We start from the raw sequence: 21,418 nt of genomic DNA on the forward strand, positions 1-21,418 counted from the left end.
TCTAGTAATATAGAAATACAGTATCATATGCCCTTTGAAAAGTAAACTCTCGGACGAAGATTCTTCCCCCGAGAGTGATGTGAGTTGTATATAGTTGCATATTACCGTTCCAGGGAATCAACATAGTCTTTGGCTTCCTTCAACGAAAGACCTCTGGCCTCGCGCAGTCGTTTGATCGCCATAATTTTTTTCCCTTGTTGTATAAGTGCAAGCAGCTCCAAATCCAGATCAGTTTGACCCGGTGGGCTTGTGTGTGAAGCAGATGCTTCCTTCGGCGACAAGGTGAAATTGTAGTCGGAGCGTGGGCTGGCGATTGCGGTTGAACCATTCTCCAGACGCTCCACATCTCTTTTCAATTCATTCAATTGGCGTTGCAGGCTGGTAACTCGGACCAATACTACTAGGATCAGAAGCGACAGAACGATCCATATCAAGGTGTTCATTTCCATGATGTCATGTGCCTCGCTTTCATGTATTCCTTATTAGCCATTATTTAAGTTGAACTGGGATTTCCTTGACACCACGAACAATCATACCAGGTCTCCATTCCAGTTCATTCACATCTGCCTGAAGCTGCATATTTGGAAAACGATTCAGAAGTGTGCTGACTGCAATCTCACCTTCCAGACGAGCAAGCGGGGCTCCGAGGCAGAGATGAATGCCTTTGCCAAAAGCCAGGTGTGAACTTTTTTCGCGGGTAATGTCGAAGATATCAGCATCCTTAAACTGCTGTTCGTCCCGGTTGGCGGAATCAAGCGCAACGATGACAAGTTCACCTTGAGCAATATGCTGTCCACGGAATTCAATATCTTCAAGAGCCCAACGGGATGTGCTGAACTCTACCGGTCCATTATAACGCAGCATCTCTTCAATGGCATTGTGAATAAGCTCGGGTTGCTTGATCAGCAGTTCGCGTTGCTCCGGATGCTCCAGCAGGGCGAGAATACCGTTCCCGATGAGATTAACGGTTGTTTCATGACCGGCAATGATTAATAAGGAGACCACGCCAAGCAATTCTTGTTCAGTTAACTGCTGCCCGGATTCTTCTGCAATGACGAGCTGGCTGATCAGATCTGTGCCCGGGTCTTGGCGTACTTTCGCGAACCAGGCCGTAAGGTAATCCGTAAATTCCTTCGAATGCTGCTCAAACAGCTCAGCGCTCTCCGCTGTGGAAGCGTCGATTACCGTATTGGACCATATGCGGAATTGGTCACGATCCTGGGCAGGGACTCCCAGAATTTCACTGATAACAATGATGGGCAGCGGGAAAGCAAAATCATCGATCAGATTCATTTTTTCCTGTGACGGGAGGTTGTCCAGCAGTTCATCAGCGATGTCCTGAATATGGCTTCGCATGTTAGCGACCATTTTGGGTGTGAATGCTTTCTGCACAAGTCCCCGAAGACGTCTATGATCTGGCGGATCGGAGAATAACATATTATTCGAGAAAATGCTTTGATTTTCAGCGCCATAACGTCGGACCATGTCTTTGCTGAAGCGAGGATCTTTCAAAATCTGGACTGCATCCTCGTATCGGGTAATAATCCAACCGAATTCTCCATGTGGAAACATGACTCTGAAAACAGGCTCATCTTTTCTTAACTTTTCATACACCGGGTAAGGGTTATGTGTGAATTCTTTGGTAAAAAACGCTGGCTTTGAGGATTCGTTTATTTCATTCGGTTTCAAATGCAAAATCTCCTCTCATATTCCTTCATATGTCTGCACCTTCTATATATTCAATACGTAGGCTTTTGAAACCTTGTTTTTGGTCCAGGTGAATGATTGAGCAGGAAAATAGAGGAAGATGGAAGAAGACATGGTAGATAGAAATGATTATTATGCTTGGTAAAAATGAAAACGAGGTGAACGCTGACATGTCTTACACACAACTTCCTTTGCATCAACACCGGATTCCGGCAAGTCGAATGGTTCTTGGCTGTATGCGTTTTGGGGGCGAATGGGACGGACTTCCCATTACTTCAGATCTTGTCGTGGAGGGTCATCGAGCGGTCGAAGCGGCTATCGAAATAGGGATTAATCACTTTGATCTGGCGGATATATACACACGTGGTAAGGCAGAGCATGTATTGGGGCGAGTCTTATCCGAAACTCCTGGCTTACGTGAACAGATCATTATACAGTCGAAGTGTGGTATACGTCTTGTGGGTGATGATGAAGGACCGCAGCGTTATGACACTTCAGGTGCACATATCCTGGCGAGTGTCGACGGTATCCTGGAACGGCTTGGCATCGATTATCTGGACATTTTGCTGTTACACCGTCCTGATCCACTAGCCCATCCACAAGAGATTGGAGAAGCACTGGCTGAGCTGCATCATTCCGGTAAGGTACGCCATTTTGGTGTGTCCAATATGGGGTCTGAACAGATTCGCCTTCTTCAACTTCATAGTAAAGTACCTCTGATTGTGAATCAGTTGGAGATGAGTCTGGACAAAATTGGATTCGTAGAAGCTGGTGTGACGGTGAATCGCCCCCAAGCCAGAGACAACGTATTTCCCTATGGCACGATGGAATATTGTCAGGCAGAACATATTCAACTGCAAGCTTGGGGTCCACTTGCTCAAGGTCGATTTACGGGCAGGGTCGTCGAAGGACAACGCCCGGAGATTGCGCATACGGCTGGGCTGGTTGATCGAATGGCCAAAGAGCGTGGGGTGACACCGGAATCTATTGTACTGGCTTGGTTAATGAAGCATCCAGCAGGGATTCAGCCAGTCATTGGTTCGATTCGACCAGAACGTATTCTGGCCTGTCGTGATGCAGCAAATATGGAGCTTACCCGTTATGAGTGGTACGAGCTGTATTCCGCTTCATGCGGGCGTAGGATGTAACTAGAGATATCAGAGGATTGCTTTGTTTTGATCGAAAAATTAATAGATATTGTGTGAAAGATGATTGTAGAAGAAGACACGGTTGCTGAGCTGTGTCTTTCTTTGTGATATCTGGCCTCATTTGGTTGAAACACAATATGGAAAGTGTAATGATTCCTATGATCATATGACCTACACTGCGAATGTACTAGTCATAAGCATGCTCTTTTGCTCGAAACCCGTGTGTCGAAACGACTATAAGGATAATTCAACTTCATATTTGTGCTAGAGGATATGTCCATGGGCTTAGGAAGAGTGCTGATAAGAAGGACGTTTCAACCATTTTTATCGTTTTACCGGGTAGATGTCAGGGTGCTGTGATAAAATGATAGGAATAAGAACATACGATCTGTTTATGTGAGAGGAGACACCTTGACGATGGAGATGCTTAAACCACCCGCCGAGACATTATACGAGGTTGAATTACGTGCACTGCGAGAAGAGGATCAGGGAAAACGTCCCCCGAACTGGCTGTTATCTCCCGCCTATGTGCGTGATTTTATTATTGGCAGGGATAAGCCAGCGCTATGGAATGGAGAAGAAATCCCGATTACCCGCAAATTTTATGGCAATGACGTGTTGATCGAACGTGCAGTAGTCACTCTGGCAGGCAATCGGGGATTAATGCTTGTGGGAGAACCCGGAACAGCCAAGACCATGCTTAGCGAACTATTAACCGCAGCGATCTCCGGCACCAGCCTGAACACGATTCAAGGTACAGCAGGTACGACGGAAGACATGATCAAGTATTCATGGAATTACGCCATGTTGCTGGATAAAGGCCCTTCGGAAGCGGCGCTTGTACCATCGCCGTTATATAACGGAATGAAGAAAGGCATTCTTACCCGATTTGAAGAGATTACACGTTGTCCCGCTGAAGCGCAGGATAGTCTGATCAGTATTCTCAGTGACAAGGTTATGAGCATTCCCGAACTGGATGGCGGTGTACTGTTTGCCCAGCCGGGATTTAACGTTATTGCTACAGCCAATATTCGGGATAAAGGTGTTAACGAAATGAGCGGTGCCTTGAAACGGCGGTTCAATTTTGAAACGATCAAGCCCATTCATAACGTGAAGATGGAAGCCAAAATTATTGAATCCCAGGCAAGAAGCCTGTTATTACATAGTGGAATTGATATTGAAATTAACCCGGATGTGGTTGAATTGCTGGCTACAACCTTTATGGAACTGCGCACCGGCATGACACGGGAGGGCTACAAGCTGGATACACCTCAAGCCTCTATGAGTACAGCAGAAGCGGTGTCAGTCTATGTTCAGAGTGCGATGACTTCCTATTACTACGAAGATAAGGCTATTGCGCTGGATCGATTAGTGCAGAACATGCTAGGGACCATTGCGAAGGAAAACGACAAGGATCTGTCCATTCTCAAAACCTACTTCTCCAAGGTTGTTAAAGAACGTTCCAGGGAAGAGGGAATATGGAAGGACTATTATGAGGAGAGAAAATGGATCGGTTAACAGCAGTTCTGGACCCTGATGTTGATCAGTTACAATCCTTGTTCAAGTCCCATGTCTATAACCTGAGTAATCATACGGTCTATTACCCAATACGACACCACAGTCCTGTATGTTCATATCACTTGTTACGATTAATCGAAGAGTACAAGCCGGATATCATTCTGATCGAAGGACCAGAGAGCGGTAATCCATTCATTTCGGTTCTGAGTGATGAGGCAACCTTGCCTCCTGTCAGTCTGTACTACACCTATGAGAGTGAGTTGCAGAGAGAAGCCTGCTATTATCCGATGCTTCGTTATTCGCCTGAATATGTGGCCATGAAAGAAGCAAAACGACTGGGCATTCCGGCGAAGTTTATTGACCTGGACTACCAACATTTCTCCACTCATGCATCCAAATCCGGCCAGATAGAGCAAAAGGAGATCTCCATCCAAGACGAAACCTTGCTTGCAGGGTCGGAATTTATCAACCGATTGTGCCAAAAAACAAACTGTCGCAGTTTTGATGAATTGTGGGAAAAGGTGTTTGAGATTGGTGGACTGGAGAAGTCTACTGAGGAATTCGTGCAGGATGTATTTACGTATTGTACGCTATCCCGAATGTGTTATTCCACGGAACGATTACAGTCTTCAGGTGATTTGGCAAGAGAAGTGTATATGAAACAACGTATTCAACAAGCGGTACTTGAGCATGAGCGTGTGCTTGTCATTACTGGTGGATTTCATACTTATGGACTGTTGATGTCAGAGAAACATGAATCAGAATTGGAACAGCCAGAAATGGATAAACAACATGCAGAACAACATTTGGATGCACAAGTTAAACCAGGTAGGTCTCCACACAGTGCGTTTGATCCAAGTGCGGTTCACCAACAGATGTACCCGATGGTCTATACCTTTGCTGAAGCAGATCGGCTTAATGGATATGCAAGCGGCATGCCTTATGTGAATTATTACGATCAGATCTGGAACCAGCTGCTTCGCAAGAAGAGTACACCATACAATCTAACGGCTCTGGACTTGTTATCTCGGCTGATGCGCAAATTACGGGACGGTCACGAACATGTATCAACCAGTGATGCGATTGAGGCGTACAGTATGATTCAGGGACTTGCCGGTCTTCGGGGTAAAAGGGAAGGCGGCGTGTACGAGTTGATGGATGCAGCACTCTCTTCCTTTGTGAAGGGGGAGCTTACCTTGGCTACCGATAAACCGTTGCAAGAGCTACAGCAGTTATTGACAGGAGACGTCATTGGAAGCGTGGCTCCCAATTCATTCAGTATCCCCATCGTGGAGGATTTCAAGGCGCGTTGTACAGTCTACAAATTGCAGATTCGCACAACAGGACAACACAAGAAAGTGCTGGATTTGTATGCGAAACCAGAGCATCGTCAGATCAGCCAATTGATTCAATGCATCACGTATCTGGTTCCAGAATTCGCAAAACGGCAATCGGGGCCAGACTGGATCGCAGAGCGTGACATGAATCTGGTTCGTGAAACCTGGGTTTATATGTACTCTTCCCGTATTGAGGCCAGATTGATAGAGAACTCACTCTATGGCGGAACGCTTGCTGGAGCAGCCACACGCAAAATGGAAGAACAAATGCAGGAGATCCCGGATCATCATAGCGGTGAACTTGCCGGGCTCATGCTTCAAGCACTGCTCATGGGACTTCAGAACACAGCAATGAAGCTCTATGAACAGGTGCGCTCGGCGCTGAGAACCGACGGGAATTTCCTATCCTTATGTAACAGCTTGCAAGTCTTGAACCGAATTCATCAACACCGCAGGTTGCTGGGATTATCTGACGAGCAACATCTCCCTGACCTGGTATCCGAAGCTTATAGGAACGCCGTGGACAAGTTGTTGCAGCTCTCCAGAGCCAATCCGGATGAACATGAAGCCATTATTCAGGGACTGAAGCTGCTAGCCATGCTCGCGGAGTCATCGGAGGCGTATTTTCAGGATGAGACATTCCGAATTCATCTGAATGAGCTTTTGTCTGATCACCAGCTTCCGGCACAGCTGGAGGGTGTGTGTGTGGCTATTTCCTCAGGTCTCGGAGACAGGCCCCGAGATGAGATTGTTGATCGTGCTCGCGGGTATATCCATGGTACACCGGATCAGACCCGTCAAACGGCACTTTTTTTACAGGGCGTATTCACAGTCGCACGTGACGCTTTTTTATATGAAGATCAGCTCTTATCCGAGTTGAATGTGTTGATTGAAAAGCTGTCATACGACGACTTCATCAGCATGGTACCGGAATTAAGGCTGGCATTCACTTACTTTACACCAATGGAAACAGGTTTGATTGCTGAACGGGTGGCAAGTCTGCATCAGGTTGAACCAGTGGAGATGTCAAGACCTGCGCTTGATGAACAGATGCTGATCCAGTCCAAAGCATGGGACGAAGCGCTTCGAAAGGAGTTTGCCGCATGGAAGCTAATATGAATGAGGCGAATCGGAGAGCGGGCGAATCCAGAGATAACCATGAAAGTTCCAATCTGGATGGAGGCAAACGAGGGGAGCATCCTTCTGCTGAAACCTTAAATCGCTGGCGTCTGATTCTTGGTGAATCGGCCGAAGAAGGGCTGTGCAATACAGACCAATACACTTCGAGTGAATTTCAATATACGGAAATGGATGAGATTCTGGGCTATCTCTATAACCGTGAATACGGTGAAGAACAAGGTTATCGAAAAGAGGGAGGACGCGGTGCGTCCAACCTGACTGTACCGAAATGGTTACACAAGGTCAGGGACCTATTCCCCAAACCAACGGTAGAAATATTGGAGAAGCAGGCACTCGACCGCTATGGACTGACTGAATTGTTAACAGACAAAAAGCTGCTTGAGTCCCTTGAACCCAACATGAATCTGCTCAAGAACATTATGCAGTTCAAAGGACGGATGAAAGGTGAGGTGTTAAAAAGCGCTAAAGAGATCGTGCGAACGGTGGTGGAAGAACTTCGCAGCAAGCTGGAGTCTCAGACTCGAGCCAGTATCATGGGTAAGCGCAGTCGTTATACCTCCAGTTCAGTACGATCCTTGCGCAATCTGAATTTCAAACGAACCATCACCAAAAATATGAAAAATTATGATAAAAATAAGCGCAGATTTGTGATTGATCGACTCTATTTCGACGGGAATATACAGCCCCATAACAAGTGGAACATCATCATTGGAGTGGATGAAAGTGGCAGTATGCTGGATTCAGTCATCTATAGTTCGGTAATGGCCAGCATCTTCTATCGCTTGAATGCGCTACGAACAAAACTATTCATATTTGATACCCAAGTGGTTGACCTGAGCGACAGACTGGAAGACCCGGTAGACGTGCTTATGAATGTACAACTCGGCGGGGGCACACATATTACCAAAGCGTTGCGTTATGGCGAGACGCTGATCGATAATCCAGGCAAAACGATCTTTATTCTGGTCAGTGACCTGGAGGAAGGTTACCCAATCGCGCAGATGTACAAAGCCTGTAAAGATATCATCGACGCAGGCTGCAAATTGCTGGTTCTCACTGCGCTCGATTTTAACGGAGATTCAGTCTATAACCAACATGCAGCACAGACGTTGACCAATATGGGCGCACATGTAGCAGCAATTACCCCAAACGAGCTTGCGGATTGGATTGGCGAGATCATCACTTAAATTCAAGGAGGAATGTGTAATGCTTACCACAGATCGTGCAGTAGAAACTTTGGTGGAGAAATTCGCAGTAACGTGTTCAAACGAGTATTCATTAAAAACAGATCGAAGCTCCGAGATTATTGATTATGTCTTGGGAACGACAGACAAGTTCCCGGATATGTTGGGAAATTCGAGTCATTATGTGTATCAGACGATTGATCTGCTCATGAAGCTCGCCAAAAAAGAGGACGGAGACATCTTTTACCGTGCCGGGGCTATTGTGATATATCTGGAATCGACTTATTCAAAAAGAAATACATGGAGAACGGATGCCTTTACCATCTGTATGGGAAATGATTCTGAAGCCTACGGCTTAAGCGGGAAGAGCAAAAGTTCTGATCGCATGGGCGGGTTGTTGGCCAGGTTGGAGAAGATCCAACAGTTTGCGGGCGAAAACGAAATTCTGGCTGAATTGAAGAGCAAATTAAAACGTGCCCAGTGGCTTTTTGATTCCAAAAAAGCGGACAGTCAGGGGAATTATCGGGATGTCATTAATGCATTAATGCTCCTGCAACTATATTCGAAGCTAAGTGATACCTCTTCTCATGCAGAGGTTGAATCTGCTGCGCAATCGTTGCCAGCGTTGTTTCAACATGTGATGGCGAATGATCCTGATCAGTTGCGGAATGAGCTACATACGTTGATCGAACCTATAGTGGTCAGTAACATTCAAGGGAAGCATAACGGCTCTTCCCAAGAATTAAAAGATGAATTCCTCAAGCAAAAGCGTAGTCAGCTCATAGCTGAGCTGTATCCCAATACGTCTTTCTCTCCTAAAGAGCAATGTTCACACGCTGTATTCCATCAAACGATGGTACTGGTGAGCAGTGCCTTGTTGTACCTGATTAATATTAGTGGAGGCAAACAACGGTTTCTTGATGCAAAGAGTGAGATTGGGAATGTTTTGCTTCACACCCTGCATCAGTTACATGAGATTTATCCACTTGAAGTTCGAAGTTACTTGCTGAGTATGGACCCGAGAGCAAAGAGTCCCAATGATCTGCTTGCTGGACTTGTGCCTCTGGATGAGCCTTATCAGTTGGTTGAAATGCTGAGAGACGAGCTTAATATGTATACCATATCCTGGAACATGTTACGATCCGCGGTCACGAATCATCCTGAACAAGCAATTCGAGCTTACGAGTTGATCAAAACGCCATTCCTCAAACTTTGCATTCAAAAATTCATGGAGGATCAGGGATTGGAGCTGCCCAATGCAGAGGAGTCATTGGAGCAAGCGGTATTCAGCGCTTTGCGGCATCCATTGGATGGGGGGCGCCAGGGAATTGCGATTGCAAGATACTTAAGTGGGGAAAACACCCTTGAGGAATATTGGCAAGACTCGAATAGTCGTGCGTTGTTTAATCAACTGAATCGGGACAAGAAGCGTGTTCATATTCTCATCAGTATTAGTTTTCTGCCCTTGGAGTCGGAAGCAATGCGCAGATTCGCAATCCTGACCACTCATCCCGATTGGACGCTGGATATTGTCTCAGACATGTATAATTCATACGCGTTTAGTGGAGAGAAACTGCTTCAACGTTATGGGCAAGATCCTGAGGTGCAGCGTGAGAAATTGCTGACCAGCCTGATCTCTCTCAATGGCATGACCGACTACAGATACAAAGCCATGCCACATGACGAATACCGCCGAATCATTCAGCAGAACTTGGACTATGCACTGACACAGTACAAGAAGCTGCCAACGGATACGCGCATTTTAATTCTGGAGATTACTTTTGAACAACGTGATGAGATCTCGAAGAAACAACTGTCCGAAGCAATTCGTGCCGGATTGCAGGATTCGTCCAAGAAGGCCAATGGTGTGGCTTTAGCCGAATTTAACCGGATTCCTGATGAGGACTTGTATACGCTCGTATACCTCTCGGAGAAAAAAGCGGGAATCAAGGAGATGGCTCTGACTGCAATCCGCAGTCTCGAAAACAGCAAGGAGCTGTACGGTGAGCTTTTGAAGAAAGAGAAGGCAGCGGATTGGAAGAACCTGATTCAAATTCTGCTCGATACCGCAGATCTGAGCCCGGAGTATGCTCATGCTGCGCTTGCTGATCAGGCAGATAGCAAGAAGCTGTCCAGACTAAGCTGGTTGTCCCTGAAAGATCTCCCATCCCTGATACGGACAGAAGATAATCAGCCGGTAGATGACCGAATTAAGCTTTATGTGCTGGTGCAATCCTTGGATCATACATCTGGTCCCAATGAAAGGTTAAATGAATTACGGGACTACGTAAGTGAGGCATCGCTCGCTCGTTTTGCAAGTGAATTGCTTCAGGTCTGGATTCAGGAAGGTGCTCCCGCGAAAGAGAAGTGGGTGATGTATGTTTCAGCACTCTTTGGTGATATTCAGATTGTAAATATTCTGGCTCCGCAAATTAAGGAATGGACCGAAAACAGTCGTGGTGCGATTGCAGCGGATGCTGTAAAAGTGCTCGCTTATCTGAAAGATCCATCCGCTCTTATGGCGATTGACAAGATCAAACGTGGTGTGAAGAACCGCCAAGTGAAAGGTGCAGCTGAAGAAGCATTGCAGCTTGCAGCTGATAATATGGGACTTACCTCGGAACAATTGGAAGATCGGCTGGTCACTACACTTGGTTTTGATGAAAAAGGGACCATGCAGCTGAGTTACGGGGAGCGCTCCTTCCTGGTTAAGGTGAATGGAGACTTGCAAGTGGTTGTACTCAATGAAGAAACGGGCAAATCCGTGAAGAGTCTGCCTGCTCCTGCACAGAAAGACGATGCTGAACTCGCAGCACAGTCCAAGGCACGTTTTACGCAGCTGAAAAAAGATCTCAAATTCATGGTTAATATTCAGGCGCAGCGTCTGGAAGAATCATTGTCCAAGCAACGTCTGTGGTCTGCCGATGAGTGGAAATCTCTGTTTGTTGATAATGTCATCATGCAAAAATTTGCTGTTGGTCTGATCTGGGGAACGTATGAGGATGGCGTTCTGATCAGCACGTTCCGTTATATGGAGGACGGCACCTTTAATTCCGTGGATGAAGATGAGGTTGATCTGCCTTCAGGTGCACAAGTGGGACTTATACACCCATTGGAACTGGATCAGGCGACGCTTGAAGGTTGGATAACGCAGTTGGAGGATTACGAGATCAAGCAGCCGTTTGAGCAACTGAATCGTGAAATTCATCAGCCTGAAGATGAGGACAAGACCAAGAATGAATACGATCGTCTACCTGAGTCTGATTTCTCACCAACGTCTTTCCCCAAAGCACTGGAGAAATACGGCTGGATCAAGGGGCCTGCACAGGACGGCGGCTGGTATCATGAATTTTATAAAGAGTACGGAGATCTTGTTGCGGAATTGCAATTCAGTGGTACGAGTATTACGTATTACGAGGGATTGGATGACATTACCCTGGAGTCCCTGCATTTCTTCAAACCGAATAACAAGCAATATTATTACTACGGTGACAACAAACCCATTGCTCTGGGCAACGTTTCAGGTCGCGTATTCAGTGAAACGATCTACGATATTTTGAGAGCAACGGGGCGTTGATAACGTGAGTGCGTTCAAGGAGAAATTCCGGATTTTTTCGAAGCTGTGTACAGAGGATTATCTGATCCGTTACGCCAACAAGGGATTGTACAAAAGGTCTTTGAAAGAGTTGGACAATGGTGTAACTGTAACATACACATGGAATGAATCATCCGTGAGCTGCGAGTTAAGTGATGGGACACAATGTACGCTTGAGGATACGCTGGATCATTGGAATTGTTCCTGTCCGTCAGAGCATATCTGCAAGCATGTGCTGATTGCAATTCTATATGATCAACGGAAACATTCGTTAGAGGATTCGATCAGTGTTGACGAGAAGCAAATGCCAGATAAGGACTCAGGGATATCGGAAAAGAATTCCTTGGACGTATTAAAAGGTTTAACAGTAACAGACTTTGTGTCAAACGTAGGATCAAATAGGGATGATTCAGACGTAGTTTCGCATTCGCCATCTCTTGAAATGGAGTCTCGTTTCCGCTGGATGACGGAGTCTGATCTTAGCGTGTTAATTAAACCATATAGTGCTTCCATGATAGAGGAAGTTGTATTCCGCTTAAGGTACCCTGAAGAGGTGAAGATCATTGAAGATTCACTTCTTACGGTACAGCTGACAAGCCAGAACATTGAGGTGTCTTTTACTGAGGAAGCCAGTCTTGCGAAAGCTCTTTGCAAGGTGCAGCAGACAGCCGGAAAGCTGGCCAAGCTTGAAGCATTGTTACGGTATCGTGCACTAAAAGGGCTGGATGATACGGATGCATTAAGTGGACGAGTGTACGAAGCCAAGTTTTCTTTGCAGACCGTGCAGGAATGTCGCATGATGCTGGCAGGATTGTTGAAGACGGGACTGGCCCGTCTTCCGCAGTCCTATATGGCACAATTGGAGACACTGGCCATTGCTGCCCATAGTGGCAACCTGCCTGACATCGAACGCAGTCTGCGAGGGATTCAAGGCGAACTACAGTTGTTTTTCAACAGACATATCCGTTTCTCCATGCAATCCATGCTGGATCGGGTAAGCAAGCTGTATCTTGCACTCCAGGTTCTTGAAGAGAAAAAGGTATCGACCATTCAGCAGAGTCAGCTCATTGGCAGTTTTCGAAGTAAATACTTTACGGTTCCTTCACTTCACCTGTATGGACTGGGAGCCGATGCATGGGAGACACGATCCGGTTTCCGTGGAATCACCTATTACTTCTATTGTTTCGATGATGGGGAAATCTACACCTATAGCGATGTACGTGCTGTGTATTATGATGATCAGCAGTTCTCATATACAGAGCATTATGGTGCATTTACACCATGGCTGCCTCATGTGACCTTTCGTCAGTTTGTGGGTGAAGAAGTTCAATTCCACTCCGTTAAAGTGAATGAAGAACGCCGGATTTCTTCCGGAGAAGGTGCCAAGCTTGCCATTTTGCCACGTTCGGGCGTGGAAACGCTGAATATGGGCAAAATCATGCAAGATGCATCGTCTGTACTTCAAGAGGAATCGCGAACATTTGACTTATTCACTGCGCCTAGAGAACGACTGGCTGTGATCAAAGTTGCCCGAATTGTGGACCATAGCTTTGTCAAACAAACGCAAGATCTTGTCCTAAAGGTTGAGAGTGCCGATGGAGAACTACTGACACTCACGCTCCCGTATTCAACAGATTGGCAGACAATGATCCAAAGACTGGAATCAGGATATGATTCCCAATCCCTTGAACACTTCTATGCGTTTGTGCGTGTGGAATCAAGACGGATTAGCCCAATCAGTTTCCTAAAGGGTCAAACGGTGCTTAGTCTTAAACTGGATATCGGGAATGGAAGGATGGGAAGACTTGGAAGAGCATAATCAGTTCATGCAAAGAATCAGCAGCTGGTCTGAAGAGTTGCTCCTGCGGGGGTTATCCCAGTTTGCGATCCGAGATATTGAAGTTCTTGAGCAGCTGGCAGCTGAATCCATGCAGTTGCAGATGGGTTTCCTGCATGAGTTGTTGAATCACATGATCAAAGAAGGGCGTAGCGTGGCTCTGGGACAAGGTAATGAAGAGATGCTGTTATTTCAGTATTGCCGTCTCACGCAATATGCGCAGCTCAGTGTGCAAGAAGAGACGTGATATTAGTTAATAACCGCGAAGCGAAGGCACATGAAGCGATATGATGTAGAAAATAAGATATAGCATAGAAATAAGAAGATTTGCAGAAGGCCACAAGGTCACTGCAAATCTTTTTTTATCGTGGAGTAAGTAAAAGTCATTTCTCAAACGAATATAAGTAGGAAGCACGGATCAACACCAGCATTTGTGACTCATATGCGCATGGAAGGGAGGGATATATAATCGTGGAAGAAGAACAGATACGGAAGGCAGTAGTGAATCGTGATCCTGAAGCCATGGAATGGGTGATGAACCACTACGCAGGTTTGTTATGGAAGATTGCTCATTCTATCCTACATCATGCATCGGCAGAAGAGATTGAAGAATGCGTAGCAGATACATTTTTTGCTTTTTGGCAGAATCCGGATGCATTCCAATCTGGGCGAAGTAGCTTGAAAAATTATCTTGCAACGATCACAAAACATAAAGCGATTGATCGCTACCGGAAACTTAATCGAAGAACTGAGCTTACATATGTAGAGGAGATTCATTCGGTGCAAACGGATGATTTGTTGGTTCAGATGATCAGTAAAGAGACATATACGGAACTTAATCAAATGATTGAATCTTTTCCAGAACCGGAACGGGAGATTATGAAACGTCGGTTTTACGAAGGACAGAGACCCCATGAGATATCGGAAGCATTGTCCCTACACGTTAGGCAAGTCCATAACAAGCTTTATCGCTCCAGGCAACGATTGAGGACATGGTGGATGAACAGGAAATAAAGGAGGCGATCAAATGCGAAAATCCGAGAAAGAATTCACTGAGCAGAACCTCTTTAATATTAAAAAGTTGTTCTATGATAAATTGGCGATGAATGAACCACCAACCGTTACGAGATCAGATTCATCATTATATCCATCCGCTCCATCTGCACAGACTAAGAAGTCCATGAATAGGGGAAGAAAGTATCGCAAAGCCATCTATATTCCTGTAACCGCTGCGTTATCGTTATGTCTTGTTACAGGTGCAGCTGCATCTGTGGGCATCATTGATCTGCCTTCTATTCTTCATTTTCTAGGTGCAGATCGGATTGGCATTCTTCAGCCTGTTCATCAGGTGAGTGAAGATCAAGGGATTCGAATGGAGGTTATAGGTGCTGTCAGAGACGGAGATACAACGGAAATCTATGTTTCATTATCAGATCTGACGGGTCATCGCATTGACGATACATTGGATGTATATGATTACAGGGTAACCGGAGGTAATGCAAACAACGCTCAGATTATTCATTATGATGATGCTAATAAAACGGCTATTGTCCGATTCCTCATTCAAGGAAAAGTCAGCAAAAATCGAATTACAGTTCAGGTCAATACGCTGATGTCGGGTACCTCTCGTCAAGATGGTTACAATGTCCAAGTAGACTGGGATCGATTGTTACAAGATAAGAAAATTAATGACTATGATATTCTGAATCAAGATCGTATAAGTGGCTTGGGAGGTAAAACCGATATTCAGATGGAAACCGATCCAATTCCGGTATTGCATCAGGATGTAACGAATATCCCTATTGAGGGCATCGCATGGATGCATATTTCCAATATGGGTTTTGTGGATGGCAAGTTACACATTCAGATTAATCCAGATAATGAAATTGGCGAGTACAATCATGGGTACTTCTACTTCACTGATGAGCAAGGTCAAAAGCTCGATATACCTGAATATTCCGTTAGCTATGGACATTATATGAAAGATGGGGTCGGGTATGGAGGAGATTATGAGGAGTATGTGTATGATCTGTCTGCTGTTGACGATTTAGATAAGTTGAGACTTCAAGGCAGTTTTACGAGTATTAGTGAAGTTGTAAAGGGGAATTGGAAAACGACGTTTAACTTGAGTCAAAATGGTTTGAGTAAAACAGGAAACGTTCAGCTTGATGCAAATGGAGCCTCACAGGCAAATGTAACCCTTTCCGCAGTTGGCGTCACACTTACAGGTGAGGCACTGAGCAAGATTCACATGGAGAATCTGAGTATTGAAGTTCACCTGAAGGATGGTACCAAGTTGACTGGCAAATCCGGTTTCCTCCAGCTTGATCAGGATCTCATTAAGTGGATATCCCCTAAGACCATTCCGGTGAACGATGTGAGCTACCTGTTACTCAATGGAAAGAAAGTGACTTTGCAAGATAGATAAATAATTAAAAGTGGATAGCAGTGATCGGAAGGCGGTTTTGTCACCGGAGTTGTAAGTGTGAATATTTTTAAGTCCAACTTATATAAAATGAATTACATGTCATATCCCGATTTATGACGCATACCATTAGGCGAATGCGGTCATAAGGGAGGAAACTGAGATGTCCATGAGCGAACCGCTGTTAACGCAGATTGTGAATCAACATATTCCGGCTGGTGCAACGGTCGTCACTATTGATAAACCTGTTCAACATCAAGCAATCTATGCGGCAGATCTTACCGGTGACGGTATGCCGGAGATTGCTGCAGTCTATCAGTTGAATGGTGAGCTATATTTGCTCATTCTGAAATTTGTTCAAGGGCATTGGATCAAGATGGCACTAATTAAGGGATTGGGTTATGGGGTGACTTTAATGACTGCTGCCCCTGTAACTTCAACGGCAAGGAACAATCTCATCATTGGTTGGCGGATTGGATCTATTTGGTCTAAGCTTGCTGTATATGAGTGGACTGAATCAGGGCTCAAAGATCTGGCGCCTGACGAGCTATATTATAGCTATGCAGAGATTATAGATATGCCTGGTCCGCATGGTCGAGATGGTAAGGTGGAGATTGCACTCTGGATTCATGACACAGGTGAAGCCTATCGTGTAGAGATTATCCGATGGCAGAATGGAAAGTGGGTTCCTGCACCGGACGTATATGCAACCTATTATCCCAAAGTGGTGCAATATTACGAGCAACTAACCCAGCAATATCCTGATTATATCTTCTACTGGTATTACCTTGCGGATGCTCAGTACCATGCAGGTCAGTATCCGGCAGCACTCGTTTCCGTTCAGAAGGCACTCCGTTTCCCGGAAGCGTATCCTTCCAGGGAAGTACTACAGGAACTGGAAAAGAAAATTAAGCAGGCGATGGTCCCCAGAAGCCATGCTCGGGTAACAACATGGTTATACCCCATCTCCGTTCGAACCACGAATGGGACGCGTTGGGGGTATATGGATGCCCAAGGTCACATTCGGCTTGAGCCAGTTCTGGATGACGCGCAAGCGTTCCAGCCCAATGGATTGGCTGTGGTTGTGAAGGATGGTCATGCCGGCGTAATTAATCTTCAAGGGAAGTATGTCGTTCAACCTGTATACGATTCCATCAATTCCTTTTCTGAAGAACGGGCGATAACCATTGATTCTCAAGGATTTAAGATGATTAATGAACAAGGTACAGTCCTGACCAAACGGGCATACCCGTATATCTCGAATATGAAGGACGGCCGAGCGTTGTTTTACGATTCCAATCCTGGTCAGACAGATGGAACGGTGAGTCTGTATGGTTATCTGGATGCTTCGGGCAATGAGGTGATACCGGCACAGTTCACATCAGGGAATGATTTTCAAGATGGCAAAGCGGTTGTGCAGATCAAAGATAATGAATATGCGCTTATTAATCACAATGGACAACGACTCGCTACTTATCCCTATGCCTATGTGGGACCACTGGGGGATGGACTGCTTGCTTTTCAAAAAGAGGCTTCTGGCAAATATGGGTATATCGACGAACGGGGGAATATTCGCATTCAGCCCAAGTTTTCATCGGCATTTCCTTTTAGTGGCGGGCAAGCGATTGTTAATACAGCGGAGGACTACAAATCGAACTATGGTGTCATTAATACGCAAGGATCATTTATTATTCAACCCGCGTATAATGATATTCGCGAATTAGGAGAGCATCGTTATGCGTTAGGGCAAGCCATTAATCCGGAGCAGCCTTATATTGGTTCTGTATACGCGATTGCAGAGATTAATGGCAGAAGGCTTACGGATTTCATATATCGCGATGTAGGCAATTATAAAAACGGTCTGGCATCTGCATCCGACGGAAGACAGACCTATCTGCTGGATCGGAGTGGAAGACCTGCTGCTGGATATCCCCATGTAGAAGGTTCGGGTACGCTGGAGGTCGTGGCACCAGATCTGATTAAGGCCTATGTAGATCAGCGCTTATCATATGTGAACCGGGCAGGACAGATCATTTGGCGGCAAAATACAATCGTTTCACTTCATCCGCCGTACCGTGTACGCGAAGAGAAGTACAAACCGAACAGGGACTACCTCGTATATTATCCGCAAGTGGAAGGATTAATGAACCAAGCGGAGCAAATTGCGCTGAATGCCAAGTTGAAGGAGCTCTCACAGGTTAAACCAATCCCTGCCGATCAGCAGCTAGATTACACGTATACAGGGGATTTTGATATCACGTTCTATCAGCAGCAATTATTGCAATTGCAACTCACAGGTTATAACTACCCGGCTGGTGCAGCGCATGGTATGCCTACGATGATCTATGCGATTATTAATCTGACGAACGGTCAGTTGTATGAGCTGAAGGATTTATTTAAACCGAATAGTGACTATGTCAAAGTGTTAAGCCAGATTGTGGGGGATCAGATCAAAAATGATCCTCAATACTCGTATGTGTTTCCGGACACTTATACGGGGATTAGTGCGGATCAGCCGTTTTTTGTCACTGCATATGCGTTGCATCTCTACTTCAATCCATATGATATCGCACCTTATGCAGCAGGGTTTCCAACGTTTACGATTCCGTTTGTGCAGATCAAGGATATCATTAATACAGAAGGTTCGTTCTGGAAAGCTTTTCATAGTTGATTGAGGGTACAGCCAACATTTTAACGAAAATATACACTAAGGACGTTAAGGCGAAAGACAGCGAATTTTTTCTGCTTTAAGCAAATGTCCGCTGATACTTAGCGTATAAAACAGTCAAAATGTTGGCGCTACCCCATATAGAGCTACTATAAATCAAACAATCCATCCTTTACACACATCAATCCACTCTGAATAACTAGAGTATTTTTCTAATTGTTTTATGGTAAGTTCAATAGCACTATTGCTACTCCCGCAAGCTGGATAGATTGTCTCAAAACGTTTTAGAGATATGTCTAGATAAACAGAAACATCATTTTTGATAGCAAATGGACAAACACCTCCAATGGCATGACCAACCATATCCATGGTTTCATCAGGAGAAAGCATTTTTGCTTTTGTTTTGAAATACTCTTTGAATTTTTTGTTATCCACTTTTGCATCCCCGGCAGCAACTACTAAAACAGCTTGTCCATTCACCATAAAAGAAAGTGTTTTTGCGATTCTCTCTGGCTCACAACCTAATGCAGATGCAGCCAAATCCACGGTTGCACTAGATACTTCAAATTCGATAATTTGAGAATTCATACCATATTGTTTAAAAAAATCTTTTACTTTTTCAATTGCCATAATCACCACACCTCATTTTAAATATTTTCTAGATGATCACAGATGAAACTTGCCTATGTTCTTGGGTAAAAAATCATGTTGTAAATGATACATGGTTCCTGATAGAGATTATTATAGGAATGAAAAACATTAGCACGGAAGCGGAGTGCTTGATTTTCTTTTAAAACAATTTTTTTTGTGTTGACTACCATTTCTAACATACCTTGTACCACAAAAACATATTCTTCCACACCATCAAGGTGTCTTTCAGATGGATGGTGACATCCAGGATCAAATTCGATATAAAATATTTCAACGTTACGGGTAGGGTCAAAAGGAAAAACAGGAAATGCTCTCATTTTTCCATCATTTTCAATGATAGCGTCTTTGGACCGTGTATCAACCACACTGCACTCATCTTCTAGCTCTTCCAATAATAAAGATAAAGGGACTTTTAAGCCGACTGCGATTTTCCAAAGAGTTGTAATCGTTGGTGAAGACTGTCCTCTTTCAATTTGTCCAAGCATAGGCTTACTTACATCAGTCAGTTTAGAAACATCTTCAAGTGTAAGATTTCTAGTTGCTCGTATTTCTTTTAAACGTTCTCCAATAGTTAATACCGGCGATTGCATTGCATCACTCCTTTTGTATGTTATAACATTTTAAAATATATGATAACATACAAGCGGTTGGATTCAATAGGCGACAGTTTAATGATATAAGTAACTACTTCTCATATTTATCCATAATAAATGGAAAATATTACGGGAGTTAAAGATCAAAAAAGTCACATTTGTCTATACAATTAAAAAAACGAAAATTTTCTCCGACGACACTTCTTTTGCTTGGCGAGAATTGTAAATAGAATCAAAAATGAAGCCGCCAGTCGGCTACATGAATATCTGAGCGGTATTCGTGAGATCAAGACACCCACAATATGGGGGGGCAAACGTTTTGAACGGATGCGTCGTTCTTTTGATGAATTGAAGTCAGCTTCCATTGGGTTGGAAGGCATCATGGGACCTACAATTGAGAAGAAAGCAAGAAGGATGAATATCTGGCCAAGTATGATGCGAAATCTGCAGAGTGGAAACAAAAGCTGGAGGCGGCTGTACATGGTGAATCCTTTGCCGTAATTGAGACAAATCCAAACAACCTGGTCGTCTATTGATATAAAGGGGCAGCTGAGATGTTATACGGTGAATGGGGCCTGAAGCGCACAGAGGACTGGGGCGGTAAACAGATCGTACTGGAGGCTCTGGTTACCGTTAATCCGGATCGTCTGCTATTGATGGAGAATAGCGAGAATAGATGGTAGACAGCAAGGTGTGGAATATCATGAATGCAGTGAAGAATGAAAAGATCTATAAAATGAGCTATAAAATGAGCTTATGGACCGCCTGGGTACGATGATTCTGGAAGATCAGAAGTAGTCGTTGGATGAGAGCAATTTACCATGGATTAACTTTAACATTTAACATAACCTAATAACGCCTATGTGTAATTTGTTCGAAATCATGTAACTTGAACGATCCTGGCTGCGTTTAGACATTGGGGTGATCTGATGTTGGTGAACGCGGTTCAACGTTACATGGTATTAGGACTGATATTTATCGGGATCTTCTTTACAGCACTTATCGTTCTTGAGAGGATTGAAGGGTACCATATTACAACGACAGAGTATTACGGCTTACGTAATCTAGGGGGCTTGATATATATTTTGTCGCTTATCCTGGGATTTGGTCACTATTTAGTCGTTGTTTATGTTGTTATTCTTATCCCGATCTCATGGCTGCTGCGGAAATATGTATGCTTTCCTATGATGAGAACTTTCATCTATATGATTGGGTTTGGATGGGGCGGGCTGTGGGTTTTTGATCTCATGTACAATCCATATTTCGTGAATGGATACCATCTGAACCGAATGACATCGATATGGATATTTGCCATCGCCGGTTTAGTCTATGCCATTGTGGAGAATAAGATTTGGCGAAGAGGGCAGACGCAGAACGAACAGAAGGCTACTTAACAAATGTTGAGTAGATTTTCTTGGTTTACATAATTATTATGGTGTATTTATTGGAGACTCAGAAGCTAAATATTAGAAAGGATAAGAGTAAGCAGTGTGAACAGCAATTAAGTTAATTCGAAGTTTGTTATAAAATTCACAAAGGTTGCAATTAAAATGAATAGTATTTATATCGTGAAAAGGTAAAATTTTCTGTTATACTATTTGAGTTGTGTACATAA

General features: G+C 44.4%; 17 protein-coding genes. 13 read left to right on the forward strand and 4 right to left on the reverse strand.

Going from position 1 to position 21,418, the window contains the following annotated elements; all coding sequences use genetic code 11:
* Positions 1 to 101: 101 nt before the first annotated feature.
* Both ACX9NY_RS06870 and ACX9NY_RS06875 read right to left on the reverse strand, forming a co-directional pair.
* Positions 102 to 449, reverse strand: coding sequence for a ribosomal protein L7/L12 (locus ACX9NY_RS06870; RefSeq protein WP_472477753.1), 348 nt, complete (start codon positions 447 to 449; stop codon positions 102 to 104).
* 40 nt (positions 450 to 489) lie between these two features.
* A complete protein-coding gene (locus ACX9NY_RS06875) occupies positions 490 to 1,689 on the reverse strand; it encodes a cytochrome P450 family protein (RefSeq protein ID WP_339255654.1) in 1,200 nt (399 codons plus the stop codon).
* Positions 1,690 to 1,877: 188 nt separating this feature from the next.
* On the opposite strand from ACX9NY_RS06875, the gene ACX9NY_RS06880 reads away from it, so the two are divergent.
* The 10 genes from ACX9NY_RS06880 to ACX9NY_RS06925 all read left to right on the forward strand — a co-directional run bounded on the left by ACX9NY_RS06880 (position 1,878) and on the right by ACX9NY_RS06925 (position 18,562).
* On the forward strand, positions 1,878 to 2,855 hold the full coding sequence (locus ACX9NY_RS06880) for an aldo/keto reductase (RefSeq protein WP_472477755.1): 978 nt from the start codon (positions 1,878 to 1,880) through the stop codon (positions 2,853 to 2,855).
* 417 nt (positions 2,856 to 3,272) lie between these two features.
* Positions 3,273 to 4,373, forward strand: coding sequence for an ATP-binding protein (locus ACX9NY_RS06885; protein ID WP_339234181.1), 1,101 nt, complete (start codon positions 3,273 to 3,275; stop codon positions 4,371 to 4,373).
* Positions 4,361 to 6,829 (forward strand): DUF5682 family protein, encoded by a 2,469-nt coding sequence (locus tag ACX9NY_RS06890; protein ID WP_472477757.1) that lies wholly within the window; start codon positions 4,361 to 4,363, stop codon positions 6,827 to 6,829. Before ACX9NY_RS06885 ends, ACX9NY_RS06890 begins: the two co-directional genes overlap by 13 nt.
* Complete coding sequence (locus ACX9NY_RS06895) at positions 6,814 to 8,037, forward strand: VWA domain-containing protein (RefSeq protein WP_339255648.1); 1,224 nt, start codon at positions 6,814 to 6,816, stop codon at positions 8,035 to 8,037. Before ACX9NY_RS06890 ends, ACX9NY_RS06895 begins: the two co-directional genes overlap by 16 nt.
* 19 nt (positions 8,038 to 8,056) lie before the next feature.
* Positions 8,057 to 11,611 carry a DUF4132 domain-containing protein gene (locus tag ACX9NY_RS06900; protein ID WP_472477759.1) on the forward strand — a complete coding sequence of 1,185 codons (3,555 nt, stop codon included), beginning with the start codon at positions 8,057 to 8,059 and terminating at the stop codon, positions 11,609 to 11,611.
* A gap of 4 nt (positions 11,612 to 11,615) precedes the next feature.
* Complete coding sequence (locus ACX9NY_RS06905; RefSeq protein ID WP_472477761.1) at positions 11,616 to 13,448, forward strand: hypothetical protein; 1,833 nt, start codon at positions 11,616 to 11,618, stop codon at positions 13,446 to 13,448.
* Entirely contained in the window at positions 13,435 to 13,713 is a 279-nt protein-coding gene (locus ACX9NY_RS06910; protein ID WP_472477763.1) for a hypothetical protein, read from the forward strand. The genes ACX9NY_RS06905 and ACX9NY_RS06910 overlap by 14 nt, the downstream gene beginning before the upstream one ends.
* A gap of 224 nt (positions 13,714 to 13,937) precedes the next feature.
* Positions 13,938 to 14,480, forward strand: coding sequence for a sigma-70 family RNA polymerase sigma factor (locus ACX9NY_RS06915; RefSeq protein WP_339255640.1), 543 nt, complete (start codon positions 13,938 to 13,940; stop codon positions 14,478 to 14,480).
* A 13-nt stretch (positions 14,481 to 14,493) separates the two neighbouring features.
* Entirely contained in the window at positions 14,494 to 15,894 is a 1,401-nt protein-coding gene (locus ACX9NY_RS06920) for a hypothetical protein (protein ID WP_472477765.1), read from the forward strand.
* A 160-nt stretch (positions 15,895 to 16,054) separates the two neighbouring features.
* Positions 16,055 to 18,562 carry a WG repeat-containing protein gene (locus ACX9NY_RS06925; protein ID WP_472477767.1) on the forward strand — a complete coding sequence of 836 codons (2,508 nt, stop codon included), beginning with the start codon at positions 16,055 to 16,057 and terminating at the stop codon, positions 18,560 to 18,562.
* A 153-nt stretch (positions 18,563 to 18,715) separates the two neighbouring features.
* Here ACX9NY_RS06925 and ACX9NY_RS06930 read toward each other — a convergent pair whose 3' ends face one another.
* Positions 18,716 to 19,189 carry a YbaK/EbsC family protein gene (locus ACX9NY_RS06930; protein WP_472477769.1) on the reverse strand — a complete coding sequence of 158 codons (474 nt, stop codon included), beginning with the start codon at positions 19,187 to 19,189 and terminating at the stop codon, positions 18,716 to 18,718.
* Between the two features lie 53 nt (positions 19,190 to 19,242).
* Complete coding sequence (locus tag ACX9NY_RS06935; RefSeq protein WP_307535746.1) at positions 19,243 to 19,800, reverse strand: helix-turn-helix domain-containing protein; 558 nt, start codon at positions 19,798 to 19,800, stop codon at positions 19,243 to 19,245.
* A gap of 213 nt (positions 19,801 to 20,013) precedes the next feature.
* Here ACX9NY_RS06935 and ACX9NY_RS06940 point away from each other — a divergent pair, with 213 nt between their 5' ends.
* The 3 genes from ACX9NY_RS06940 (at position 20,014) to ACX9NY_RS06950 (ending at position 21,197) form a co-directional block, all read left to right on the forward strand.
* Positions 20,014 to 20,304 (forward strand): hypothetical protein, encoded by a 291-nt coding sequence (locus tag ACX9NY_RS06940; RefSeq protein ID WP_342570139.1) that lies wholly within the window; start codon positions 20,014 to 20,016, stop codon positions 20,302 to 20,304.
* A gap of 53 nt (positions 20,305 to 20,357) precedes the next feature.
* Complete coding sequence (locus ACX9NY_RS06945; protein ID WP_472477771.1) at positions 20,358 to 20,486, forward strand: hypothetical protein; 129 nt, start codon at positions 20,358 to 20,360, stop codon at positions 20,484 to 20,486.
* A gap of 246 nt (positions 20,487 to 20,732) precedes the next feature.
* Complete coding sequence (locus ACX9NY_RS06950) at positions 20,733 to 21,197, forward strand: hypothetical protein (protein WP_472477773.1); 465 nt, start codon at positions 20,733 to 20,735, stop codon at positions 21,195 to 21,197.
* Positions 21,198 to 21,418 lie beyond the last annotated feature (221 nt).

The organism is Paenibacillus sp. CB74 (assembly GCF_055687625.1).